A 23,472-nucleotide genomic window follows, 5' to 3' on the forward strand; every position below is an offset into this window, starting at 1 on the left:
GCGGTCGGGACCGGGGGCGGGGCCTCGCCGCGCCGCGGCCCCGCCCCCGGTCCCGACCGCTCGACGCTGGGAACCGGCCGAGCGCCGTTGCCGACCGTTACGATCGAGATATATCGTGACTCTCGTCCACTCGCGATGTATCGCGTTTCAGAAAGGCACCCCGGTGCAGGAGGAGGAGCTCATGTCCCTCGAAAAATGGCTCGTACAGGCCGGCGAGACGAAGGTCATCGACCTCGACGTCGTCCGCTCGGTCAAGGTCGCCCTCGTCGGCGGCCAGATCGACGTCATCGCCCACGACGAGCCGACCGCCCGCGTGGAGGTCCACAGCGTCGACGGCCGCCCGCTCAAGGTCTCGATGGACGGCGACCGCCTCGAGATCGACCACGTCCAGCTCCGCTGGGACACCATCGTCGACGTCGTGAAGGGCCTCGGCCGCCGCGGCGACCGCGCCGACATCAGCCTCCTCGTCCCCCGCGGCGTCGACCTCAAGTTCGACACCGTCTCGGCCGACGGCCTGGTCTCGGGTCTCCACAGCGACGCCCGCGTCTCGACGGTCGGCGGCGACATCGTCGTCGACGGCCTGCACGGCGACATCGAGGTGAACACCGTCCACGGCGAGCTCTCGGTCCGCAGCCACACCGGCCGCGTCACCGCGCGCACCGTCTCCGGCGACGTCACCGCGACCGGCGAGCTCACCCGCTTCACCGTCGACGGCGTCTCGGGCAGCGTGTTCGTCGACGCCGAGGGCACCCCCGACCGGATCCAGGCCAACACCGTCAGCGGCGACCTCACGATCCGCGTCGACGAGGGCCTCGGCGCCCGCTACCGCATCAACACCGTCTCGGGCACGCTCCAGCTCGACGGCTCCGTCGTCAAGGGCACCTTCGGCCGGGGCTTCACCTCGACCACGGGCTCGCTCGACTCGAAGTGGGTCGACGTCGCCGCCAACTCCGTCTCGGGAGACGTGGTCGTCGTCCGCCGGTCCGTCGCCGCGTCCTCCGCCTCGGTGGGCGAGGGCTGGGGCTCCCCCGGCGCCGGCCCCGCCGACGGCCGCCGCCCGATGGACGGGAGCTCGCTGTGAGCCCCGTCTTCGCGCACGGCCGCCTGCGCCTCTACCTGCTCAATCTCCTCGCCGAGTCGCCGCGTCACGGCTACGAGCTGATCCAGGCGCTCAGCGAGCGCTTCGGCGGCACCTACGCGCCCAGCGCCGGCACGGTCTACCCGCGCCTCGCGAAGCTCGAGGAGGAGGGACTCGTCACGAAGGAGGCCGACGGCCGCAAGACCGTCTACTCCATCACCGACGCCGGCCGCGCCGAGCTCGCGAACCGCGCGACCGACCTGGGCGACATCGAGGAGGAGCTCACCGACTCCGTCCGCCGGCTCGCCGACGAGGTCCGCCTCGGCGTCGCGGAGGCGATGAAGAGCCTCCGCGCCGACCTGGCCAGCGCCGCCCGCGACTCGCGGGAGCCCGGACGCCGACCGGAGCACTCCGCCGAGGAGCCGCGCCCGCAGGACACGTCCGGCACCCCCTCCGAGCAGCCCGCGCCGGAGCAGACCGCGCCGGAGCAGACCGCGCCGGTCTCGCCCGACGCGCGCACCGCCTCGCGGATCGCCCTGCGCGACGCCGAGGTGCTGCTCACCGAGTTCCGCGACGAGCTGCGCGCGGAGCTGCGCACCGCCGCCTCCTCGGGATCCGTGACGACCGCGAGCGTCGACGCCCTGCGCGCCGCGCTCGACGAGGCCCGCGCCTCGGTCCGCTCCACCCTGGGCTGAGCCCGGACACCTCAGCGCCGGGAGGGCGGGGATCCCGCCCGGGGTCCCCGCCCTCCTGGCGCTACTGCCGCCCGACCGCCAGCGCCTCCTCCTCCACGTCTAGGAACGCCAGAGCGCTCACCACCGCCGGCTCCTGGTACCGCCCCTCGGAGCGCGCGCGGAGCACCGCCTCCCGCTCGGCCGCGATCATCACGCGCCGGAGCCGGTTGTAGGCCTGCGGGAGTGGCTCCACGCCCTCGCCCTCCGGCGGGTTCTCCAGGGCGTCGGCGAGGAACGTCGCGTTCCGCCGCAGCCGGTCGAGAACGCGGTCCTCCACTCCGTCCTGCGGCTCCGCGTCGAGCCGGGCGAGCCCGGCGGCCTGCGCCTCGGCGAGCAGCATCTGCTTCTCGACGTGCTCCTGCATCTCGTTCGGGGCCGGCAGCTTCAGGGCGCGGACGAGCCGCGGGAGCGCGAGCCCCTCGACGAGCGTCCCCGCCACCACGATGAAGGCGAGGAACTGCAGGAACGCGCGCTGCGGCGTCTCCGCGGGCAGGAGGAACGCGGCGGCGAGGGTGACCACGCCGCGGATGCCCGCGAACGACACCCCGATCGCGGTCGGCCAGGTCCACCCGCGCTGCTGCAGCCGGCGCGGACCGTGCCGGAACAGCAGCGTCGTCATGCACATCCAGGCCACGCGGCTCCCGACCAGCGCCGCGAGCACGGCCGCGCCGATGCCGACCGTCTGCCAGACCCCGATGCCCGAGTCGGCCGTCGCCTCCACCACCGACGACAGGCTCAGCCCGATGAAGAGGAACACCGCGTTCTCGAGCAGGAACTGGATCGTCCGCCAGTTGAGCGACTCCGCGATCCGCGCCTGCGCCGACTGGATGACCGGCGCCCGGTAGCCCAGGTAGAGCCCCGCGACCACGACCGCCAGCACCCCGGAGCCGTGCAGCAGCTGCGCCGGGATGAACGCGACGTAGGGCGTCACCAGCGAGAGGCTCGTGTCCAGGACGGACGACTGCACCTGCTTGCGCACGAACCCGAGCAGCACGGCGATGCCGATCCCGACCCCGCCGCCCACCGCCACGGCCAGCACGAAGTCGAGCGCGATGCGCCCGGGAGTGACCGTGCTGACGATCGCCAGGAGGGAGGCGTTCAGCGCCACCAGCGCGGTCGCGTCGTTGAGGAGGCTCTCGCCCTCGAGCACCGTGAGCATGCGCCGCGGCAGGCGGAGCCGCCCCGCGATCGCCGTGACCGCCACCGCGTCCGTGGGCGCCACGATCGCGCCGAACGCGAGGGCCGCGGCGACCGTGATCGCCGGGACGACCATCCAGGCCACCGCGCCGACCACCGCGACCGTGAAGACGACGAGCCCGACCGACAGCAGGAGGATGCTGTCGCCACGAGCGCGGACGTCGAGGACGGAGGTGCGGATCGCCGCCGCGTAGAGCAGCGGCGGCAGGATCCCGAACAGCACCACGTCCGGCTCGACCACCACCTCCGGGATCCCGGGGACGAAGGAGGCGAGAGCCCCGACGGCGACGAGCGCCACGGGAGCGGACCAGTTCACCCGCCCCGACACCCCGGTGACCAGGACGGTCACCACCACGAACGAGACGATCCAGACGATCGCGACGACGGGCTCCTCCATCGCGTCACTCCTCCCGGGCGTCCGCGCGCCACGGCCCCATTGTGGCCGCCCGGAGAGCAGCCCGGACAGCCGCCGGGAGGGTGCGGCTAGCGGCCGGCCTCGTGGATGTCGCGCGCCTTGGTGACCTTCGCCGGGTCCACCGGGTTCATGCCGAGGACGATCTTGCCGCGCGAGTGGCGCTTCTCGAGGTCGTCGAAGGCGTCCTGCACCTGGTCGAAGGGGTAGAAGCCCGAGACGAGCACCCGCAGCTTCTGCTCGCCGACGAGGCCGACCAGCTCGCCGAGGATCTCGGTGTCGCGCTGGGCGGTCTCGGCGTCGGGCCAGACGGCGCGCAGCTCGATCTCCTTGCGGTCGTCGCTGGAGTGGAAGCGGCCCGCCGCGATGCCGAGCTCGTCGGCGAGGGCGTCGTTCTCCCCGCCGAAGTTGTCGAGGAACACCGTGACCCCGCCGGGCGCCGCGGCCCGGATGCGGTCGGCGATCCCGTCGCCGTAGACCACCGGCTTCACGCCGATCTGGCGGAGGTAGTCGAAGTTGCGCTCGCCGCAGGTGCCGATCACCGTCGCGCCGCGGAGCTTCGCCAGCTGGATCTCGAGACTGCCCACTCCTCCGGCCGCCGCGGAGACGAGGACGGTGTCGTCGGGTCCCACATGCGTGGCCTCCAGCGCGCGCCACGCGGTCACTCCGGCGAGGAACAGCGCGCCGCCGACCTCCCAGCTCACGGAGGCGGGCTTGGCGACGAGGTTGCGGCGCGGCACCACGACGTGGGTCGCGTGGGAGCCGACGAGCGCGTGGCCGACCACGTCGCTGCGGAGCTTGATGTCGGTGACGCCCTCACCGAGGGCGACGACGACGCCCGAGAAGTCGGTGCCCTGGCGCATCGGGAAGGCCGCGGAGTGGTCGGAGTCGAACTGGCCCTGCCGGATGAACGCCTCCATGTGGTTCACCCCGGCGGAGAGCACCTCGACCAGCACCTCGCCCGCCCCGGGCTTCGGCCGCTCGACCTCGGCGATCTCGAGGACGTCCGCGTCGCCGAAACGGCTGTACTGGACGACGCGGGCGGCGGTGGGGCTCAGACGGGACATGCGCTCATCATCCGCCCCCGCCGCCCGAAGCCCCTGACCCCCGAACGGGGGCGTGCGACTCAGGAGGGGTCGCTCGGGCAGTACAGCTGGGTGCGCGGACCGGAGCGGTCGATGACGTGCTCGGACATCGGCCGGCCGCAGAGCGGGCACGCCTGCCCCGCCGGCGCCTCCTGCTCGGGCTGGTCGTACGGGCCGAGCGGCGGCGGGCCGATCCAGGGGAACAGCCGCGCGTTGAAGCGCTGGTAGAGGGAGCCGGTCTTCTTCCGCGTCATATCCTTAGTGTACTAACCATCAGGGCACGATGAGAGGATGACGTCGTGGAATCCGACCCGCTCGCCCTCCAGAACCAGGTCTGCTTCTCCCTCGCCGTCGCGGCGCGCACCGTCATCGGGCTGTACCGCCCCGTGCTCGAACCGCTCGGACTCACGCACCCGCAGTACCTCGTGATGCTCGCGCTCTGGGAGCGCAGCCCCCGCTCGCTCGCCGACCTCGGCTCCGCCCTCCGCCTCGAGCCGGCCACGCTCAGCCCGCTCGTGAAGCGCCTGGAGGCGAGCGGCCACGTCACGCGCGCCCGGAGCAGCGACGACGAGCGCCGACTCGACGTCGCGCTGACCCCCTCCGGAGCGGCCCTCCGCGAGCAGGCCCTGCAGGTTCCTCCTCAGATCGTGGAGCGGCTCGACGTCCCCCTCGAGGAGCTCATCGCGCTCCGCGACAGCCTCACCGGCCTGATCGGAGCCGCGACCCGCGACGGCCGCTGACCCCCCGCTCGGGGCGCCGGCCGCGAGCACGCCGGCCGACGCTCCCCGCCGCACCGGGAAACTCCCGGTCACAGCGCGGGATCAGCCTCCGCTCGGCCCGCTCCCGGCCGTCTTGACTGCCCCCTCGCACGGAGTAGTGTCATCGCTCGTGACACACGAGGGCCCCCCGTCCGCCGCGGACGGATCATCGGCCGACGCGACCGAGCTGCGCACCGCCAAGCACTTCTTCATCGGCGAGCCGCTCCCCAGCGACAAGCTCGAGGGACAGCTGCTGCAGAAGCGGCTCGCGCTCCCCATCTTCGCCAGCGACCCGCTCTCCTCCGTGGCCTACGCGCCGCAGGAGCTGCTGATGATCCTGCTGCTCGGCGGGCTCTCCTTCCTCACCTTCGCCCCCTGGGTGGCCGCATGCGTGGTCGTCCTCCTCGTCGTGGTGGTGCTGAGCTACCGCCAGCTGATCCGGGCGTACCCGTCCGGCGGCGGCGACTACGAGGTCGCCCGCACCAATCTGGGCGAGACGGCGGGCCTCACGGTCGCCGCCGCCCTCCTCGTGGACTACGTGCTCACCGTGGCCGTGTCGGTCGCCTCCGGAGTCGACAACATCATCTCCGCAGTACCCGAGCTGGCGCCGCTGCGGGTCGAGCTGGCCATCCTCTTCGTGGTGCTGCTGGCGGCCGTGAACCTCCGCGGCGTCTCGGAGTCGAGCCGCGCCTTCGCCGTCCCGACGTACCTCTTCGTCGCGAGCGTCTTCGTCATGGTCGTCGTCGGCCTGGTCCGCACCGCCTTCGGCGACACCCCGGTCGCGGAGTCGGCGGGCTTCACCGTGCAGGGCGAGCAGCTCACGCAGGCGGCCGTCGTCCTCCTGCTGCTGCGCTCCTTCGCGAGCGGCTGCGCGGCGCTCACGGGTGTCGAGGCCATCTCGAACGGTGTGCCCGCGTTCCGCGCCCCGAAGGTCAAGAACGCCCAGCGCACCCTCGTCGCGATGGGCACGATCGCGATCGTGCTCTTCGTCGGCCTGACCGCCCTCGCCCTGCTCTCGAACGTGCACTACGCCGAGAACGCCTGCCATCTGGTGGGCTTCGCCGACTGCGCCACGACCCCGCAGCGCTCGGTGATCGCGCAGGTCGCCGCCGCCACGTTCGGCAACAACACGATCCTGTTCTTCATCATCCAGGCCGCGACGGCCGCCGTCCTGCTCCTCGCGGCGAACACCGCGTTCAACGGCTTCCCGCTGCTGGGCTCCGTGCTGGCCCGCGACGGCTACGCGCCCAAGTCGCTGAACACCCGCGGCGACCGCCTCATCTACTCCAACGGAGTGATCATCCTGGCGCTCGTCGCCGCGATCATCCTGCTCGTCTACCAGGCCTCGCTCACGAGCCTCGTGCAGCTGTACATCATCGGCGTCTTCGTCTCGTTCACGCTCGGGCAGTCGGGCATGGTCAAGCACTGGGTGCGGATGATCCGCAACGGCGAGGGCTCGCGCACCGTCTACACGAGCCTGGCCATCAACCTGTTCGGCGCGACGCTGACGTTCGCGGTGCTCGTCGTCGTCACGATCACGAAGTTCACCCACGGCGCCTGGCTCGTCTACCTGGTGATGCCGATCCTCGGCGTCCTGATGGCCGGCGTCTACCGCTACTACCGCGACGTCGAGAAGGAGATCGAGGTCGACCCGACCACGACCTTCGGCGCCAACGGCGACCACGCGATCGTGCTGGTGGGCCGGATGAACAAGCCCACGCTGAAGGCGCTCGACTACGCCATCGCGGCGCGGCACGAGACGCTGGAGGCGGTGCACTCCTCCATCGACGACGCGCAGACCGCGCAGCTCAAGGCCGACTGGGCGCAGATGGACATCGAGGTGCCGCTGCGCTGCGTGGCCTCTCCCTATCGCGACATCTCGTACCCGCTGATCAAGTACATCAAGGCCCACCGCCTCGAGCACGGCTCCGAGATCACGACGGTCTACATGCCGCAGTACATCGTCGGGCACTGGTGGGAGGCGTTCCTCCACAACCACAAGTCGCGGCGGATCCGCCAGAAGCTCCTGCTGGTGCACGGAGTGACGGTGGCGCTGGTGCCGTGGCTGCTCGACTCGTCCGAGCTGATCTACGGACGCCGCTCCCGGCCGATCCCCGGCCAGACGCGCCGCGGCGAGCCGGTGCGCCCGGTGACCCGCCGCCCGATCCCGCCCGCGTCCTCGCTCCCCCAGGGAGCCGCCGGCGAGGGCGCTCCGCGCATCCCGCAGCGCCCGGCCGCGCAGAACCGGCCGCGCTCGAAGCGGCGCTGAGGCGGCGGGAGCTGCCGGCAGCGGCCCGGAAACGGGTAGAGGGCCCGCGGCGTGTGCCGCGAGCCCCCGATTTCCCCTTAGTGCCTTCCCCCGAAGGCGGCCCGCCCCAACGGGCCGTGTCCGACGCTATCGGTGGGCTATGCACCGGCGCATCCTCCTCGCGACGGATGCCCGTGCTCCCTTGAGACGACAGGCTCGTCCTCCGCCGTCTCAGACGACGGCCCCGCGCACCCCTCGGCCGGTGAGCCACCAGACCGCCGCGACGGCGACCGCGGCCGCCGCGCCGCCGCCCACGAGCAGGATCGCCGCCCGCACCACGTGCGCCCGGTAGGCGGCGTCGAGCGGATCGATGCTCGCCCCCGCCAGCACGATCCCGGCGGGAACCACCGCGGCCGCGAGCACCACGGCCGCGGCCGCGATGCGCACCGGCTGCCGGCCGTCGGAGCGGAGCTTCCGGGGACGGCGACCGACGTACCAGACCACCGCGCCGATCCCGAGCCCGAGCAGCCCGAGCACACCGCTCGCGTACTGCGCCCACCGGAAGCCGGGGAAGGGCCCGAGCTCCTGTTGCAGCAGCGGGATCGCCGAGACGAAGAGGCCGCCCCGGTGGGTGAAGCCGTCCCACATCACGTGGCTGGCGGCTCCGATGGCGATGCCGGCGGCCGCGAAGACGAGCACGCGGATCCACGCGGCGGCCCCGCGGGGCGGCGAGCGCCGGGGACGCAGGCGCGAGCGGACCAGCGCGGGCGCGAGGTCGCGCCAGGCCGGAGCGACGACCGCGCTCCACAGCGCGAGGCCGAGCATCCCGAGCAGCAGGTCGACGGTGACGACGCCGAGGATGGAGTGGGTGGACTCGCGGGCGACGGCGATCGGGAGGTACATGCCGATGTCCGGGACCATCGCGCCGATGGCCACGGCCGCGGCGGGGATCCGGCCGTTCGAGAACGCGAGCGCGACGACGGCGTGGCTCGGCGTGAAGGGCATGACACGCACGCTATCCCGGCAACGCGACCGGCGAGTGTCCGCGTCGCGAAGCGCGCGTCACCGATCGCGGTCCGGCTCCTGCGCTCCGCTCCGGCTCGTCGGCCTCCCGGGGCCGGCGGTCAGCCCGAGGAACGTGATCCCCAGGACGAGGAACACCGGCCAGACCGGATTCCCGAGGACCGCGAAGACCGCTCCCGCCGCGAGGAACAGCGGACCCGTGACCGCGTTCCAGCGCCGGGACGCCTCCTCCGACGACATCCGACCCGAACCCTTCCCGTCCTGTGCGCGCGCCATCCCTCCACGCTAGATCGCCTCCGCGGAGCCCGCCTCCCCCGTCCGGCGGAGCCGCGCGCTCGGGGAGCTCCGAGCGCGGCGACCGTAGAATCGTCCGGAAGTCCGGCCCTCCGGGCCCAGCGGCGACGGATCGGAGCGGGTGTGCGGAAGGCGTTCGCGATCCTCCGCCTGGCCCTCGCCGGGCTGGGCGCGGTCGGACTCGTCGGCGACTTCTTCTACACCCTGGGCTTCCGCGCGTTCCAGATCGACAACTTCTTCGCCTACTTCACGACGCAGTCGAACATGGCCGGGGTCGTGGTGCTGGGCCTGTCCGGCCTGGTCGCCCTCACGCGCGAGCGGGAGCCGCGCTGGCTCAGCACCGTGCGGGCGCTCGTGCTCACCTACATGGTCGTGTCGGGGATCGTCTTCGGGCTGATCGCGGTCGAGGCCAACAACCGCGGCGTGCGGGTCGACGTGCCCTGGTCGAGCGCGCTCCTGCACTTCGTGATCCCCACGCTCGCGATCCTCGACTGGATCCTCGGACCCGGCCGCCGCCCGGTCGCCTGGCGCGGGGCGCTGACCGTGCTCGGCTTCCCGATCGTCTGGGGCGTCATCACCCTGGTCCGCGGGGCCCTCATCGGCTGGTACCCGTACTTCTTCCTCGACCCCGGCCAGGTCGACGGACCCGTGATGTTCGTGCTCTACGACGTGATCGTGCTGAGCCTGATCTCCGGCATCGCCGCGTTCGTCCTCGCGCTCAGCCGAGTGCGGCCGCTCGGGGCGGCGCACGCGTCGGAGTGGAGGGGCCCGCTGGCGCGGCTCCGCGAGCTCGTCAGCCGGGGACGACGGCGAACGGCTCGAGCGCCGTCTGCGCGAGGGTGACCAGCTCGTCGTCGCTGAGGTCCTGCAGCGAGAGGGCCTGATCCGCTCCGACCAGCCCGACGAGCACCGCCTCGCCGGTCGACGGCTGGAGGTTGAGCCACTCGGTGATGCCCGCCTCGGAGCCGACGAGCGACCAGCGCGCGGGGGCGTCGGCCTCCCAGAACGCCTCGTCGAAGCGCAGCCACAGCGTCTCGACGACACCGGAGCCGAGGGCCGCGACGGCCGCGCGCTGCGCGAACGGGAGCGGCGGGTCGAAGGCGATCGCGTCCGTCTGGAGCACCCCGATCGGCACGGTGACCAGCACCCGGTCGGCTGTGAACGACTCGCCGGTGCCCAGCCGGATGCTGACCCCGGTGTCCGTGTAGCCGATCCCGCTCACCACGGCGCGCAGCGAGACCTCGACGTCGGCGAGCAAGGTGTCGACCAGGGGCGCGAGCCCGTCGGTCAGCAGCGCGTCGCCGGAGTCGTCGCTCAGCTCCTCCGCGGTCGTGGCGGCGGAGGCGTCGCCCAGTCCGTACCAGGAGGAGAGCTCCTCGGGAGCGGCGCCGGTGCGCAGCGCGGTCGTCCCGGCGAGGTGCGCCGCCACGCGGGCGGCGTCGCCGTCGCCGGAGCCCGGTTCGGCCTCGGCGGGATCGGGCGCTCCGGAGCCGGCGAACGACTCGGCGAGCGCCAGATCCTCCGGCTGCTCCGCTCCCCACTCGAGAGCACGGGTCAGGGCGTCGGCACCCGTGGTGCCGGTGTCGAGAGCCGCTCCGTCGGCGTCGCTCGAGCGGACGTCGGCGAGGTCGACCGCGGTTGTGACCACGCCCGCGTCCGCGATGCTCTCGCGCAGGGCGGCTCCCGCGCCGGTGAGGGCCCAGGCTCCGGTCTCGACGGCGATCGGCCAGCCGTCCGGAGTCGCGGTGGCGATGCGGCCGCCGGTGCGCTCGCGTGCCTCGACCACGGTGACGTCGAAGCCCGCGTCGGACAGGCGCCGCGCGGCGACCGCTCCGGCGAGACCGGCCCCGACGATCGCGATCCGCTCGCCCTCGTCGGCGACGGCGCTGATCTCGGCGGCCGCGCGGACCCCGGAGCTCCAGGCGCCCTGGAGCGTGCCGGGCGCCTCCGTGTCGGTGGCCTCGCCCGCGAGGAAGACGCGGTCGAGGACCGCGGTGCCCAGGTCGGTGCGGTGCTGCGGCGTCGCGCCGACGGGCAGGTAGGAGACGGAGCCGAGCGCGTACGGATCCTCGGCCCAGGCGGAGCGCACGAAGGCGGCCGGCGCGGGGACGGCGGTGGTGCTCGGCGTGGGCACGGGGGCCTTCGTGACCGAGCGGGTCGGCGTCGGACGCGACGGCGTGCAGCCCGCGAGGGCCAGGAGCCCGACTCCCGTGGCGGCTCCCGAGAGGAAGAGGCGGCGTCCGATCGTCATCCCGGACATCCTACGTTCTCGGCGTTCGGCCGGGGCGGCGCGGGCGGCGTGGCTGACGCCACCGGGCACGCGGCCCGCTCGGAGGTGCGGGGTGACGGCGGGACGGCGAGCGGATAGCGTCGGGGCAGCGCGGACCGGACCGCGGCGACGGGGGACGCGGCATGGACACGACACGGACGCGGACCGCGACGACGACGGCCGGGGCCCCTCCCCGCAGTCACCTCCACGCGGTGCTGCTCGGCGCACTGGGGATGATCGTGGCCCCGCTGCTCATCGTCCTCGCGACCACGGCCTGGTCCTCCCCCGGTCCCGAGGAGTACGTCCGCATGGCGCTCGGCTCGGTGGTCGCGGCGTGCGTCTCGGTGGTCGGCGCCTGGTGGCTCGCCTTCGAGCGGCGCAGCGCCGGGGCACCCGGTCGCACCTGGTTCTGGGGAATCGCCTGCCTCGTCACGGTCAATGCGGTCTCGACCGTCGGAGCCGCCGCCGACCTCCTCACCGGCCTGATCACGGGCTGAGCGGGTGGACGTCCAGGCGCGGTCACCGCGCTCGCCTCACTCCTCGGCGACCGCGCCGGTGGTCGCGAGTCCCCCCTCGAGCGAGCGGCGGCAGCATCGGCGCCGGTGATCGCCCCGACGAGACGACCGAGCGGCTCCGGCTGTTCCGTCCCGCCGAGAGCGATCTGGACGAGCTGTGGCGGCTGTACTCCGACGAGCGGATCGCGGCGGGCGACCCCCTCCTCCGGCACGGCTCCGTCGAGCAGACCCGGGCGGTGCTCGCCCGCCGGACGGCGCAGTGGGCACGGGACGACCTCAGCAGCTGGGTCGTCCGGCTGCGGAGTCCCGAGGGCGGCGGGGACGGCCCGATCGGGATCGGCGGCTGCACCCTCCTCGCCGACACGGCCTGGAACGTCGCGTTCACCGTCCATCCGGACCACTGGGGCAGGGGGTACGCCCAGGAGGTCGCCTCCGCAGGGATCGCGCGGGCGCGGCGGCTCCGGCCGGAGCTCCCCGTGACCGCGGTCGTCGCGGAACACAACGAGCGATCACACCGCACGGTCGCTCGACTCGGTCTCGACCGGAGGTGGGAGGGCCCTGACGCGCACAGCCCCGACCCCGCGGCTCGCATCGTGCTCTCCTCCGACCGCCTCCTCTCCGAGGACGAGATCGGCCGCCTCACGAGCTGAAGGCGCCGCGTGGCGCGGGTCGCCGCCGGCAGCAGCGGAGCCGAGACGCCTGCGCGAGACCGCGACGTCTCGTTCCGGTGCGCCTCCTGGCCCCATCTTTCTCCCCGGCGGGCGGCGCTGCGCACGAGTGGGTGGCTGGGCGGCGCGGCACTCGCGCCGACCCCTCTCGCGATCGCGCTCAGCGGCCGCCCGCGAGTCGGGGCAGGAAGGGCGCGGAGGTACTCGCCGGACGGAGCATTCGAAGCCCGTCACCGCGAGGGGCGTTAGCGTCGTCGGATGGCGAGCATCACGTACCCCGCGCCCCTCCGCGCCGGAGGCCGGGTGGAGGTGCCCGCGCCCTCGATGGGAGTCCCCGAGCACCTGCACGACCGGCTGCAGGACGCCGCGCGCCGACTCGGCTCGGCGGGATACGACGTCCGGGTCCGGCCGCACGCCCTCCTCGGCGGACTCGTTCCGGCGTCCGCCGCGGATCGGGCCGCCGACCTGCACGACGCCTTCCGGAGCGGGGACGCGGTCCTTCCTCCATGGGGCGGCGAGCTCGCCGTCGAGCTGCTGGAGAGGCTCGACTGGCACGCCCTCGCGGAGGCCCGGCCCTGGTTCGTCGGCTGGTCGGACGTCTCGACGCTGCTCCTGCCCCTGACGACGACGACCGGGCTCGCGACGATCCACGGCGCCAATCTGATGGACGAGCCGTGGGAGCTGCCGGTCGGGTTCCACCGCTGGACGGAGGTCGCCGGCCTCGAGCCCGGGGCCGCGTTCACGCAGCACGCCGCGCCGCGACGCCGGAGCCGTCCGTGGGGTGCGTGGGCGGACGAGCCGCTCGACCGCGATCGGGCCTACGAGGAGCCGACCCGCTGGCGCTCGCTCGACGGGGCAGCGGACGCGGCGATGTCCGGCCGCTTGATCGGCGGATGCCTCGAGACGGTGTCCCTGCTCGCGGGCACGCCCTACGGCGACATTCCGGGCTTCGCTCGCCGGCACGCGCCGGAGGGCACCGTCGTCTATCTGGAGGCGGCCGGGTCCGACTCCGTCTCGGTGCTCCGGATGCTCACCTCCCTCCGCCTCGCGGGCTGGTTCGAGCAGGCGACCGGCGTCCTGATCGGCCGGACCGCGGGCGCGTCCCTGCCGGAGCTGAGCCAGGAGGACGCGGTGCGGCGCGCTCTCGGCGATCTCGGCGTGCCGGTGATCCTCGACGTCGACACCGGGCACCAGCCGCCGCAGATGCCCCTGGTCAACGGCGCGCTCGCCGAGATCGCGCTGAGCGGGCCGACGGCCTCGATCACGCAGCGGCTCGTGCCCTGACGGCGCGTGCGGAGAGATCCCGTCGAGCAGTGCCGCCGCCTCGAGGCAAGGCCGCCGCCGCCCCGGCCCTCCTCCGCCCGCCGAGCGCAAGGCCGAGCGGCGGGGAGGCGCCGAGTGGTAGACCTGGGGGCATGAGCAACGACATCCGCGCACTCGCCGAGGGCGAGAGCTACCTCGCCTTCTTCCAGGGTGGGCCGTTCGACGGCCAGACCGAGAACCGCGTCAGCACCGAGGGGGGCTACGAGAAGGAGGTCGACGTCTACGCCGCCGTCGACGGCCAGGAGACGCACCTCGTCTACAACGCCGTCTCCGCCAAGGAGGTCGGCGAGGCGGTCCACGTGACCTACTCGATCGACACGCCCGACTCCGACCCGATCGAGGACCCGGAGGACCGCGGCGGCGGATTCCAGTAGTCCGCACCACTCTTCGGATGCCGCTCCGGCGTCGCGCTCAGCGCGGCCGGGGCGGCATCCGCATGTGAGGACGCGCCACTCCGGGGACGACGCCTCCCGCCGCTCCTAGGATGATGGTTCCTCACTGTCTCGGCCGATTCAGGTCCGCGTTCCTCGGGAGCCGCCGTGTCCGATCCGCTGATCCGCCCGATGCCCCTCCGCGGCGACTCCGCCCGGTACTGGCTGCGGGCCCGCCACGCCGAGGCCGGGCCCGACCCCGCCTTCGCCGTCACCGGTCAGGAGGCCGCCGCCGAGGGCGTGCTCCTCCGGCGGATCTGGCACACGGCCGGCACGATCGACTTCCGCCCGAGCCCCCGCGCCGACCCGGGGTCGGTGGTGCTCCTGCTCCCGCTCGAGGGCGCGTTCACCGTCACCAGTCGGGAGGAGCGCGAGTTCGTCGGCCGCGGCACCCTCGCGGTGCTGCCCGCCCGATCGGGAGCGACGATCAGCACGAGCGCACCCAGCTCCCGGCTCGTCCTGGTCGTGCGGCCCTCGGGCGACGCGGATCCGCCCGCCGGCCTCACCGTGGTCTCCTCCCCCGCGGCACCGGTGCTGGTCGCCGCCGCGAACGCGGTGCTCGACGCCGGGCTGCCCATGAGCCCCGGGCTGCACACCGCGCTGCGGGGCCTCGCCGCGGCCGTCGTCGCGGAGTGACGGGAGCTGTCAACCCTCCCCGCCCCGGCCATCCGCTCGCAGGGACGTCCTCGAACATCGAGTGACGCCGATCGTCGGCGCCGGAAGGAGCACTCGCCATGGCCGAGATCACCGCCCACCACGGACTCTTCAAGGACACGGACCTGCACGTCGACGACACCGGCGGATCGGGCCGCCCCGTGGTCCTCATCCACGGCTGGCCCCTCTCGGGCGAGTCGTGGAAGGAGCAGGTCCCCGCGTTCGCCGAGGCCGGCTACCGCGTCGTCACCTACGACCGCCGCGGCTTCGGGCGCAGCGACAAGCCGCTCACCGGCTACAGCTACGACACGCTCACCGAGGACCTGCACACCCTCCTCACCGAGCTCGACCTGCAGGACGTCACCCTGGTCGGCTTCTCGATGGGCGGCGGCGAGGTCGCCCGCTACTTCACGAAGTACGGCGCCGATCGCCTGCACAGCGTCGTCTTCGCCTCGGCCGTCCCGCCGTACCTGATGAAGACGGACGACAACCCGGACGGCCCGCTCGAGAAGGCGCAGGCCGCGCAGATGACCGCGGGCCTCACGAAGAGCGAGGACGACTTCTACGACCAGTTCACCACCGACTTCTTCTCGGTCGACGGCGTGCTGAAGGTGACGGAGGAGCAGCGCCAGGAGGCGATCGCTCTGGCGAAGCAGTCGGCCAAGCACGCGGCCCTCGCCTGCATGACCGCGTTCGCGACCACCGACTTCCGCGAGGACCTGCCCAACGTGTCGGTGCCCGCGCTCGTCATCCACGGCGACGGCGACGGCACGGTTCCGTTCGAGGGCTCCGGCGCCCGCACCCACGCGGCGATCCCCGGCTCCGAGCTGCACGTCGTCCACGGCGCCCCGCACGGAGTGACCGTGAGCCACCCGGAGGAGTGGAACCGCGTCGTCCTGGAGTTCCTCGCGAAGTAGCGGCGGCACTCCCGCATGCTGGTCGAGCAGCCCCGCAGGCGCGTATCGAGATCCGCTGAACACAAGCGGATCTCGATACGCGCGCTGCTCGCGCTGCTCGATCAGCGTGAGCGGCCTCTGCCGGTCGAGCAGCCCAGGAGGGGCGTCGGGGCACGGCGAGGTCCGGCGAACGGCCTGCCCAGGTCCGGCGGTAGGAGCGCGTCAGCCGAGGATCGTGTCCACGAGCCGGGTCGTCCGATCGATGAACGCGTCTCGATGCTCTCCTCCGGGGCTCCAGAACGCATCGCCGTGCAGCGTGCGGAAGGAGTTCGCCTCGTAGAGCGCCCGAGCGGCCGATCGCCCCGCCTCGGGGTCGGCGGTCGGGAGCACCTGCGCCACCCGGTCCGCGAAGCGGCGGGACTCCTGGGCGCCCCGCTCGAGCAGCGCGCGATCGCTCGACGAGGCGACCATCACCGCACGGAGGAAGGCCCGGTGCCTGTCGAAGACCGCGGTGACGGCGTCCACGACAGCACGAGCGGATCCGTCGACGGCTCGCAGCCGCTCGTCCTCCGACCGCGCCACGCCCGTCATGCCGTGCTCGTAGACGGCGTGGAACAGGCCGCTCGATCCAGTGGCGCAACGGCACGCTCGCGGAGGGTCCGATCGCGCTCTGCGAGGTGCAGGCCTACGCCCACGAGGCCATGGTCGGTGGAGCGGCGCTGCTCGAGCACCTCGGCCGTGACGGCTCGGAGTGGCGCGAGGCGGCGTCGACGCTGAAGGCGCGCTTCGCGGAGGCGTTCTGGATCGACGACGCCGACGGCGGCTACCCGGCGATCGCGCTCGACGCGGCCGGGCGCCCGGTCGACACGATCACCAGCAACCTCGGCCACCTCCTCGGCACCGGCATCCTCTCCCCCGAGCACGCCGCCCGGGTCGCCGAGCTGCTGGTCTCCCCCGGGCTCGACTCGGGCTTCGGCCTGCGCACCCTGGACACCGGCTCGGGCGGCTACTGGCCGCTGTCGTACCACGGCGGCTCCGTCTGGGCCCACGACACCGCGATCGCCGTCACCGGGCTCGCCCGGGAGGGCTTCGGGGCGGAGGCGACGACCCTCTCGCGCGGACTGATCGCCGCGGCCGAGGGCTTCGGCTACCGGATGCCCGAGCTGCACTCGGGCGACCCCGCCGCCGAGGTGCACGCGCCGGTGCCCTACCCGGCGGCCTGCCGACCGCAGGCCTGGTCGGCGGCCGCCTCCGTCGCCGTGCTGTCGGCGGCGCTGGGGCTCGCCCCCGGAGGCGACACCCTGGTCGTCGCGCCGCTCTCGCCCGCGCTCGCCGGGCCGATCCGCGTGGACGGAATCCGCTACCGCGGCTCTGTGGTGCCGGTGGACTGGGACGGCAGGATCTGAGGCGCCGCGCCGCTCAGGGCAGACCGGCTCAGATCAGGCCGGCTCAGGGCAGGCGCGCTCAGGGCAGGCGCGCCACGACCGCGCGCGCGATGCGCCGGCCCGAGCGGTTCGCCCCGATGGTCGAGGCCGTCGGGCCGTAGCCGGCGAAGAAGACGCGCGGATCCGTCAGCGAGGCTCCGTCGGCGACCGCGATGCCGCCCTCGCGCTCGCGCAGCCCGAGCGGAGCGAGGTGGCGCAGCTCCGGCCGGAAGCCCGTCGCCCAGATGATCGCGTCGGCGCGCGTGAAGGAGCCGTCCGGCCAGCGCACGCCCTCCTCCTCGATCGACGAGAACATCCCCCGCTCGTGCAGGAGCCCGCGCTCGATCCCGGCGACCACCCGGCGGGTGCGCTGCACGCCCGTGCCGCCGACGATGCTCGGGAGGGGCAGCCCGGCGCGGGCGGCGCGGTCCTGCTCGGCCACCGCCTCCACCGCCGACTCCATCGCCAGCTGCTCGCCGTCGTGGTAGACGACCGGTCGCCGCGTCGCCCACGTCAGCGAGCGCGCCACCCGCTCGAGCTCCAGCAGGAAGCCGATCGCCGAGGTGCCGCCGCCGACCACGAGCACCTGCTTCCCGGCGAAGTCCTCGGCGCGGACGTACTCTGTCGGGTCGATCTGCACGCCGCGGAAGCGGTCGCGCCCGGGGTAGTGCGGGACGAAGGGCGATCCCCAGGTGCCGGTCGCGTTGACGAGCAGGCTCGCGCGCTCGACCGCGCGGTCGGACTCGACGACGAGCGGCGACCCCGTGTCGTGCGGCGTCGCACTCGTGACGCGCCGCACCGACTCCGGACGGCGGATCTCGAGACCGAGCTCCTCCTCGTAGCGCCCGTAGTACTCGCGGACCACGTCCCGTGCCGGTCGCCGGTGATCGGCCGTGCGGAACGAGAACCCCATCCGCTCCATGCCCGGGAGATCGTGCACGCGGTGCGCGGAGCCGAGCCGCAGGGCCTCCCAGCGGAACTGCCAGGCCCCGCCGGGCTCCGGACCGCGGTCGAGGACGATCAGGTCGCGCCCGGGGACGAGGCCGAGACGGCGCAGGTAGTAGGCCACGGACAGACCCGCCTGGCCCGCGCCGATCACCACGACGGGACGCGGTGGGGCGACGCTGTCCACGGTGCTCCTGACGCGGTCGAGGATGGGCGGCCGTCCGGCAGATCGAGGCCCGGGGTGGCGTGTCCCCCGTCTGCTAAACTACCGCGTAGATTTCAACTTTCCCTGTCTGCTCTTTTCCCCAGCCGGCTCACTGCCCGTCTGGCCTGTCATCGTGAGGGGGTCACCCATGGGGCGCGGCCGTCAGAAGGCGAAGAACACCAAGATCGCCCGTGAGCTGAAGTCGTTCAGCCCGGCGGTCGATTACAGCGCGCTCGAGCGCGAGCTCAGCCACCCGGACGAGCCGGACTACTCGAAGTGGATCGACGCCGAGGACGACGGCGACGACACGGACCTCGTCGAGGAGCCGCACCAGAAGCGTGCGTGACTCCTCCCGTGAATCGGGGCCGCTCCCTCGGGGCGGCCCCGATTCGCGTGCGGACGGGGATCCGGCGGGTGAGGGACCCGACCTGGAGCGCGGGTCGCTCGGCTGAGCACGTTCTCCCGCTTTCCGCCACTGAGTGCAGAATGTCGGTGCCCCCTGGGACACTGACCGGATGAGCACTTCCCCGTCCGCACGGCTGCCCGTGTGGCAGTCGGAGCGTCGCGGGAACGACCTCGACGAGGCGCGCGACTTCTACGCCGGCTCGTACAACGGCTCCGGCTTCCGGGCCGAACGCTCGGTCGTGCCGTTCGCGTTCCGCTACACGACGACCGGGCCCGGGCCCGTCAGCCTCCACTCCGCCTCCTTCCTGGGCCGGGTGCGCGGCACGGTGGCCCCGAGCGACGTCTACGTCGCCCTCTGGCTGACCGCCGGGCGCGCCTCCCTCGATCTGGGGCGCGACGAGCACCGCCTCGTCGTCGGCCGCCCGGCCATGTTCCCGAGCGGCCGGCCCTTCGGCTTCGAGGCCCTCGAGTACCGCGACGCGCTCGTGCACTTCGAGGCCGCCCACCTCGAGGCGATCGCCGCGGAGCTGCACGGCACCGAGCCCGGCCCGCTGCGGTTCGCCCCTGTGGCGCGCGACACGACCGCCTGGTGGGCGGCGATCCGGCTCCTGCGCGACACCCTCGCCTCCGCGCACGCGCCCACCGTGCTGCAGCGCGACGGCGTCGCCCGCATCGCCGCGCTCGCCGCCCTGCAGACCTTCGCCCACCGCATCGCCCCGCTGCCGGCCGTGCCGCCCTCGGTCAGCGCGCGGCGCCTCCGACGGGCCGTGGAGTTCGTGCAGGCCAACGCCGATCTGCCCCTCGGAGTGGCCGACATCGCCGACGCGGCCGGGCTCACGGTCCGCGGCGTGCAGCTGGCGTTCCAGCGCGCCTTCGGCGAGACCCCGCGGCACTACCTGCGCGACGTCCGCCTCGAGCGCGCGCACGAGGAGCTCGTGTCCGGGTCGGCCGGCTCACTGGTGGTCGGCGACGTCGCCGCCCGCTGGGGGTTCATCAGCGGTGGCCGCTTCGCCCAGCACTACGCGACGCGCTTCGGCGAGCTCCCGAGCGAGACCCTTCGCCGCTAGTCCCGCCGATCCCCGACGGCGGTTCCGCCGAGGGGCGTTCGGGCGTACTGTCCGAGGACCGCCCGCTGCCCCGCGGGCCCGCGTCGATGGAGTCGCGAATGTTCGAACCCGGAGGATCCGCGCGGCCTGTCGCGCGGGTCGGCTACGTCACCGCCGCCCTGCTGGTCGGCGCGATCCTGGTGGGCGGCGCGGTCGGCGCCGCCGTCGCCCTGGTCCTCTACCTGCCCGGCGTCCTCGCCGCCGACGGCCCGCCCGGGCTGGTGAGCTTCGGCCTGCTCATGGGAGCGGCCTCCGGCGCGGGCATCGGAGTCGTCGGAGGCGCGGGAGCGGTCGCCGGCATGGTCGCGGTGCGCGTCGCGAGCCGCCGCGACGGCCCGTTCGTGCTCGGCACCAGCGCGGGCGCCGGTCTCGGCGTGCTGGTCGCCTCCGCGAACCTGCTCGTCAGCCGCGACGCCCCGACCTGGGCGACCGCCCTGCTCGCCACCGCGGCCGCCTGCGCCCTCTGCGCGGCGGGCTCGTGGCTGCTGACCCGGCACGAGCACTCCTGGGAGCGCGCGCACGCCGCACCGCGCTGATCCGCGGCGCCTCCGGGGATCAGCCCGCGTAGGACCCGACCAGGCGGACCGCTCCGCCGTCGACGCCCTTCGCGCCCTGCTCGAAGCCCTCGAACCCGCGCGCGGCGGTCGAGACGCGGCCCGCGACCCACGACGGGACGCCCGAGCGCTCGAGGCGCGCGATCACGCCGTCGGCCGCCTCCGCCGCGACCACGGCGAACATGCCGATGCCGAGGTTCCAGGTGCCCTCGGTGCTCTCGAGCGTCGCGCCGGACATCGCGGCGAGCGCGCGGAACACGTCGGACGGGCTCCAGCTCGCCCGCTCGACCTCGACCCAGGAGCCGCGCGGCAGCACCCGCGCGAGGTTCGCCGCGATCCCGCCGCCGGTGACGTGGCTGATGGAGTGGACGGCCGGGCCGAGCTCGACGTCGTCGAGCAGGTCGAGGAGGGGCCGGGTGTAGAGGCGGGTCGGCTCCAGCAGCACCTCGCCGACCACGCCGCCCAGCTCCTCGGAGCGGTCGGTGAAGCCGATGCCGCGCTCGGCGAGGATGTGGCGCACGAGCGAGTAGCCGTTCGAGTGCAGTCCGGAGGAGGCCATCGCCACCACGACGTCGCCGTCGCGCACGCGGTCGGCGCCGCGCACCTGGTCGGCCTCGATCGCGCCGACCGCCGCGCCCGCCACGTCGTAGTCGTCGGGTCCGAGCAGGCCCGGGTGCTCGGCCGTCTCGCCGCCGACGAGCGCGGTGCCCGTCTCGGAGCAGGCGCGCGCGATGCCGGCGACGATGTCGGCGATGCGGGCCGGGACGACCTTGCCGCACGCGATGTAGTCGGTCATGAAGAAGGGGCGGGCGCCGACCACGACGATGTCGTCGACGACCATGCCGACGAGGTCCTGCCCGATGGTGTCGTGCTTGTCGATCGCCTGGGCGAGCGCGACCTTGGTGCCGACGCCGTCGGTCGAGGTCGCGAGGAGGGGGGCTCGGAAGTCGCGGAGGAAGGAGACGTCGTAGAGGCCCGCGAAGCCGCCGACCCCGCCGAGGACCCGGCTGTCGTGCGTCGCCGACACCGCCGACTTCATCAGCTCGACGGCGAGGTCCCCCGCCGCCGTGTCGACTCCTGCGCGGGCGTAGCTGCTCGTCTCATCACTCACGCGACGACCCTACCGACTGCCCTCTCCCGCCGCGGCGCGGATCCGGATCCGCCGCACCGGCGGCTCCCGCTCCGCGCCCGCGGTCACGCGTCCCAGGCCACGTAGTGCAGCTCGGCGCGGTCGCGGCTGCGGTGGAGGTCGAGGTAGGACCGGGCGATGACCTCGGCCGCCGCGTCCGGGGGGCCGCCGTCGATGAGCGCGGTGATCGCCACGTGGGCGGCGTAGACGCCCCGGGGCTCGAGCGCGGAGTGGAGGTTGAGGACCCAGTTCCGCAGGCCCCCGACGCAGTCGCCCGCATCGACGCCTGCGACCGCTCGATCGAGCTCGGCCGGGATCTCGTCGAGGCCGCCCACCGCGACGGATCCCTCTCCCCCGACTTCACCCACGACGACCTGATGGCCCTGCTCTGGATGGCGGGCACGACCAGCCGCGAGTCCGCGGCTCCGCAGGGCTGGCGCCGCGTCCTGGACCGCAGCCTCGCCGGAGCCTGGACGGCTCCGAGCAGCTGAGCGGCCGCGCGGCTCCCCGACCGACCGCCCGGCCGATCCGCCGGTCGACGCCGCCCTGAGTACCCCCACGACCACGGATCCGCCCACGGCGAACCATTAGGGGATGAGTCCCCCGCGTGCCAGGATGGACCGTCAAACCCCCCTGCTATCCCCTTGGGAGCCCCTCCGGCATGTGCGGAATCGTTGGGATCGTGTCCTCCGGACCGGTCAACCAGTCCATCTACGACAGCCTCTCCCTCCTGCAGCACCGCGGCCAGGACTCGACCGGCATCGCGACCGCCGACGGCAGCACCCTGCACATCAAGAAGGCCGCGGGACAGGTCCGCGAGGCGTTCCGCACCCGCGACATGCGCTCCCTGCTGGGCTCCATGGGCCTCGGCCACGTGCGCTACGCGACGAAGGGCAACGCCGAGCGCGAGGAGGAGGCCCAGCCGTTCTACGTGAACGCGCCGTACGGCATCATCCTCGTCCACAACGGCAACCTCACGAACACGCGCGAGCTCACCGAGGAGCTCTTCCGCATCGACCGCCGCCACCTCAACACCACCTCCGACACGGAGCTGCTGGTCAACGTGCTGGCGAACGAGCTGCAGGCCTCGATGTCGGGCCGCGACCTCGACGCCGACGAGGTGTTCGACGCCGTCGCCCGCGTGCACGAGCGCGTCGAGGGCTCCTACGCCACCATCGCGCTGATCGCCGGCGTCGGGCTGCTGGCGTTCCGCGACCCCTTCGGCATCCGCCCGCTCATCGTCGGCCGCCGCAGCAACACCGGCGCGCCGGACGACTGGGTCGTCGCCTCCGAGTCGCTCGTGCTCGAGGCGCAGGGCTTCGAGATCGTCCGCGACGTCGCTCCCGGCGAGGCGGTCTTCATCACCCCCGACGGCCGGATGGCCAGCCGCCAGTGCGCGAAGGATCCGCGACTCATCCCGTGCTCGTTCGAGTACGTCTACCTCGCCCGCCCCGACTCCGTGATGTCCGGCATCTCGGTCTACGAGGCGCGCCTGCGCCTGGGCGACCGCCTCGCCGACACCATCGCGCAGTACACCCCGGGCGGAGCGATCGACGTCGTCATGCCGATCCCCGACTCCTCCCGCCCCGCCGCGATGCAGGTCGCGCAGAAGCTCGGGATCGAGTACCGCGAGGGCTTCTACAAGAACCGCTACGTCGGCCGGACGTTCATCATGCCCGGGCAGGCGGTCCGCAAGAAGTCGGTGCGTCAGAAGCTCAACGCGATGTCGAGCGAGTTCAAGGGCAAGAACGTCCTGATCGTCGACGACTCGATCGTCCGCGGCACCACCTCCAAGGAGATCGTCGACATGGCCCGCGCGGCCGGCGCGAACACGGTCACCTTCGCGTCCGCCGCGCCTCCCGTGCGCTACCCGCACGTGTACGGGATCAACATGCCCTCGCGCCAGGAGCTCGTGGCCCACAACCGCCGCATCCCCGAGATCTCGGAGGCGATCGGCGCCGACCAGCTGATCTACCAGGAGGTCGCCGACATGAAGGCGGCGATCCTCGAGGGCTCGGACGTCACCGACCTCGAGACCAGCTGCTTCACCGGCGAGTACGTCACGGGCACCGTCACCCCGGAGTACCTCGACTGGGTGGAGCGCACTCAGCTGAGCTGA

26 protein-coding genes are annotated in these 23,472 nt (G+C 73.5%); 16 read left to right on the forward strand and 10 right to left on the reverse strand.

Annotated elements, in window-relative coordinates:
- The first annotated feature begins 181 nt into the window (after positions 1 to 181).
- A complete protein-coding gene (locus C5C30_RS12775) occupies positions 182 to 1,081 on the forward strand; it encodes a hypothetical protein (protein WP_258063310.1) in 900 nt (299 codons plus the stop codon).
- Positions 1,078 to 1,773, forward strand: coding sequence for a PadR family transcriptional regulator (locus C5C30_RS12780; RefSeq protein ID WP_104223747.1), 696 nt, complete (start codon positions 1,078 to 1,080; stop codon positions 1,771 to 1,773). Before C5C30_RS12775 ends, C5C30_RS12780 begins: the two co-directional genes overlap by 4 nt.
- 61 nt (positions 1,774 to 1,834) lie before the next feature.
- On the opposite strand, the gene C5C30_RS12785 is transcribed toward C5C30_RS12780, so the two are convergent.
- The 3 genes from C5C30_RS12785 to C5C30_RS12795 form a co-directional block, all read right to left on the reverse strand.
- Positions 1,835 to 3,406: a sodium:proton antiporter gene (locus C5C30_RS12785; RefSeq protein ID WP_104247408.1), complete on the reverse strand. Its 1,572-nt coding sequence runs from the start codon at positions 3,404 to 3,406 to the stop codon at positions 1,835 to 1,837.
- A gap of 86 nt (positions 3,407 to 3,492) precedes the next feature.
- The gene (locus C5C30_RS12790) at positions 3,493 to 4,488 is read right to left on the reverse strand and encodes an NADP-dependent oxidoreductase (RefSeq protein ID WP_104238704.1); all 996 of its coding nucleotides are present in this window, start codon (positions 4,486 to 4,488) and stop codon (positions 3,493 to 3,495) included.
- Between the two features lie 59 nt (positions 4,489 to 4,547).
- Entirely contained in the window at positions 4,548 to 4,760 is a 213-nt protein-coding gene (locus tag C5C30_RS12795; RefSeq protein ID WP_104223750.1) for a hypothetical protein, read from the reverse strand.
- A gap of 45 nt (positions 4,761 to 4,805) precedes the next feature.
- Here C5C30_RS12795 and C5C30_RS12800 point away from each other — a divergent pair, with 45 nt between their 5' ends.
- Both C5C30_RS12800 and C5C30_RS12805 read left to right on the forward strand, forming a co-directional pair.
- Complete coding sequence (locus C5C30_RS12800) at positions 4,806 to 5,246, forward strand: MarR family winged helix-turn-helix transcriptional regulator (protein ID WP_104333881.1); 441 nt, start codon at positions 4,806 to 4,808, stop codon at positions 5,244 to 5,246.
- Positions 5,247 to 5,394: 148 nt separating this feature from the next.
- Entirely contained in the window at positions 5,395 to 7,533 is a 2,139-nt protein-coding gene (locus C5C30_RS12805; protein ID WP_374952928.1) for an APC family permease, read from the forward strand.
- Between the two features lie 210 nt (positions 7,534 to 7,743).
- Here the strand turns inward: C5C30_RS12805 and C5C30_RS12810 are convergent, their stop codons facing one another.
- Both C5C30_RS12810 and C5C30_RS12815 read right to left on the reverse strand, forming a co-directional pair.
- A complete protein-coding gene (locus C5C30_RS12810; RefSeq protein ID WP_104333882.1) occupies positions 7,744 to 8,517 on the reverse strand; it encodes a DUF4184 family protein in 774 nt (257 codons plus the stop codon).
- A gap of 57 nt (positions 8,518 to 8,574) precedes the next feature.
- Complete coding sequence (locus tag C5C30_RS12815) at positions 8,575 to 8,811, reverse strand: hypothetical protein (RefSeq protein WP_146076574.1); 237 nt, start codon at positions 8,809 to 8,811, stop codon at positions 8,575 to 8,577.
- 141 nt (positions 8,812 to 8,952) lie between these two features.
- Between C5C30_RS12815 and C5C30_RS12820 the strand changes: the two genes are divergently transcribed.
- Complete coding sequence (locus C5C30_RS12820; protein ID WP_104333883.1) at positions 8,953 to 9,672, forward strand: Pr6Pr family membrane protein; 720 nt, start codon at positions 8,953 to 8,955, stop codon at positions 9,670 to 9,672.
- Here the strand turns inward: C5C30_RS12820 and C5C30_RS12825 are convergent.
- The gene (locus tag C5C30_RS12825; RefSeq protein WP_181068386.1) at positions 9,623 to 11,080 is read right to left on the reverse strand and encodes an NAD(P)/FAD-dependent oxidoreductase; all 1,458 of its coding nucleotides are present in this window, start codon (positions 11,078 to 11,080) and stop codon (positions 9,623 to 9,625) included. The genes C5C30_RS12820 and C5C30_RS12825 overlap by 50 nt on opposite strands.
- A gap of 161 nt (positions 11,081 to 11,241) precedes the next feature.
- Here C5C30_RS12825 and C5C30_RS18090 point away from each other — a divergent pair, with 161 nt between their 5' ends.
- The 6 genes from C5C30_RS18090 (at position 11,242) to C5C30_RS12850 (ending at position 15,606) form a co-directional block, all read left to right on the forward strand.
- Positions 11,242 to 11,595, forward strand: a complete 354-nt coding sequence (locus tag C5C30_RS18090) for a hypothetical protein (RefSeq protein WP_258065943.1) — start codon at positions 11,242 to 11,244, stop codon at positions 11,593 to 11,595.
- A gap of 140 nt (positions 11,596 to 11,735) precedes the next feature.
- A complete protein-coding gene (locus C5C30_RS12830) occupies positions 11,736 to 12,263 on the forward strand; it encodes a GNAT family N-acetyltransferase (protein ID WP_258065949.1) in 528 nt (175 codons plus the stop codon).
- Positions 12,264 to 12,539: 276 nt separating this feature from the next.
- Positions 12,540 to 13,565, forward strand: coding sequence for a S66 peptidase family protein (locus C5C30_RS12835; RefSeq protein WP_104333885.1), 1,026 nt, complete (start codon positions 12,540 to 12,542; stop codon positions 13,563 to 13,565).
- A 131-nt stretch (positions 13,566 to 13,696) separates the two neighbouring features.
- A complete protein-coding gene (locus tag C5C30_RS12840; RefSeq protein ID WP_104223758.1) occupies positions 13,697 to 13,978 on the forward strand; it encodes an oligoribonuclease in 282 nt (93 codons plus the stop codon).
- A 165-nt stretch (positions 13,979 to 14,143) separates the two neighbouring features.
- Complete coding sequence (locus C5C30_RS12845; protein WP_104263095.1) at positions 14,144 to 14,671, forward strand: hypothetical protein; 528 nt, start codon at positions 14,144 to 14,146, stop codon at positions 14,669 to 14,671.
- A 98-nt stretch (positions 14,672 to 14,769) separates the two neighbouring features.
- Positions 14,770 to 15,606 carry an alpha/beta fold hydrolase gene (locus tag C5C30_RS12850; RefSeq protein ID WP_104223760.1) on the forward strand — a complete coding sequence of 279 codons (837 nt, stop codon included), beginning with the start codon at positions 14,770 to 14,772 and terminating at the stop codon, positions 15,604 to 15,606.
- Positions 15,607 to 15,807: 201 nt separating this feature from the next.
- Here C5C30_RS12850 and C5C30_RS12855 read toward each other — a convergent pair whose 3' ends face one another.
- The gene (locus C5C30_RS12855; protein ID WP_104333886.1) at positions 15,808 to 16,176 is read right to left on the reverse strand and encodes a hypothetical protein; all 369 of its coding nucleotides are present in this window, start codon (positions 16,174 to 16,176) and stop codon (positions 15,808 to 15,810) included.
- A gap of 86 nt (positions 16,177 to 16,262) precedes the next feature.
- Between C5C30_RS12855 and C5C30_RS12860 the strand changes: the two genes are divergently transcribed.
- Positions 16,263 to 16,991: an amylo-alpha-1,6-glucosidase gene (locus C5C30_RS12860; RefSeq protein ID WP_374955307.1), complete on the forward strand. Its 729-nt coding sequence runs from the start codon at positions 16,263 to 16,265 to the stop codon at positions 16,989 to 16,991.
- A gap of 58 nt (positions 16,992 to 17,049) precedes the next feature.
- Here C5C30_RS12860 and C5C30_RS12865 read toward each other — a convergent pair whose 3' ends face one another.
- Positions 17,050 to 18,141 (reverse strand): FAD-dependent oxidoreductase, encoded by a 1,092-nt coding sequence (locus C5C30_RS12865; RefSeq protein WP_104233838.1) that lies wholly within the window; start codon positions 18,139 to 18,141, stop codon positions 17,050 to 17,052.
- A gap of 166 nt (positions 18,142 to 18,307) precedes the next feature.
- Between C5C30_RS12865 and C5C30_RS12870 the strand changes: the two genes are divergently transcribed.
- The 3 genes from C5C30_RS12870 to C5C30_RS12880 all read left to right on the forward strand — a co-directional run bounded on the left by C5C30_RS12870 (position 18,308) and on the right by C5C30_RS12880 (position 20,206).
- Positions 18,308 to 18,505: a DUF3073 domain-containing protein gene (locus C5C30_RS12870; protein WP_097167615.1), complete on the forward strand. Its 198-nt coding sequence runs from the start codon at positions 18,308 to 18,310 to the stop codon at positions 18,503 to 18,505.
- 169 nt (positions 18,506 to 18,674) lie between these two features.
- Positions 18,675 to 19,631 (forward strand): helix-turn-helix transcriptional regulator, encoded by a 957-nt coding sequence (locus tag C5C30_RS12875; protein ID WP_146081544.1) that lies wholly within the window; start codon positions 18,675 to 18,677, stop codon positions 19,629 to 19,631.
- Between the two features lie 98 nt (positions 19,632 to 19,729).
- Entirely contained in the window at positions 19,730 to 20,206 is a 477-nt protein-coding gene (locus tag C5C30_RS12880; RefSeq protein ID WP_104226816.1) for a hypothetical protein, read from the forward strand.
- A 19-nt stretch (positions 20,207 to 20,225) separates the two neighbouring features.
- On the opposite strand, the gene purM is transcribed toward C5C30_RS12880, so the two are convergent.
- Together purM and C5C30_RS12890 are read right to left on the reverse strand one after the other, a co-directional pair.
- Entirely contained in the window at positions 20,226 to 21,335 is a 1,110-nt protein-coding gene (gene purM, locus C5C30_RS12885; protein ID WP_104288439.1) for a phosphoribosylformylglycinamidine cyclo-ligase, read from the reverse strand.
- An 83-nt stretch (positions 21,336 to 21,418) separates the two neighbouring features.
- Positions 21,419 to 21,721 carry a hypothetical protein gene (locus C5C30_RS12890; protein WP_146081545.1) on the reverse strand — a complete coding sequence of 101 codons (303 nt, stop codon included), beginning with the start codon at positions 21,719 to 21,721 and terminating at the stop codon, positions 21,419 to 21,421.
- A gap of 293 nt (positions 21,722 to 22,014) precedes the next feature.
- On the opposite strand from C5C30_RS12890, the gene purF reads away from it, so the two are divergent.
- Complete coding sequence (gene purF, locus C5C30_RS12895) at positions 22,015 to 23,472, forward strand: amidophosphoribosyltransferase (RefSeq protein WP_104223766.1); 1,458 nt, start codon at positions 22,015 to 22,017, stop codon at positions 23,470 to 23,472.

Origin of the sequence: Rathayibacter sp. AY2B5 (assembly GCF_002931645.1) — a bacterium.
Classification (GTDB): Bacteria; Actinomycetota; Actinomycetes; order Actinomycetales; family Microbacteriaceae; genus Rathayibacter.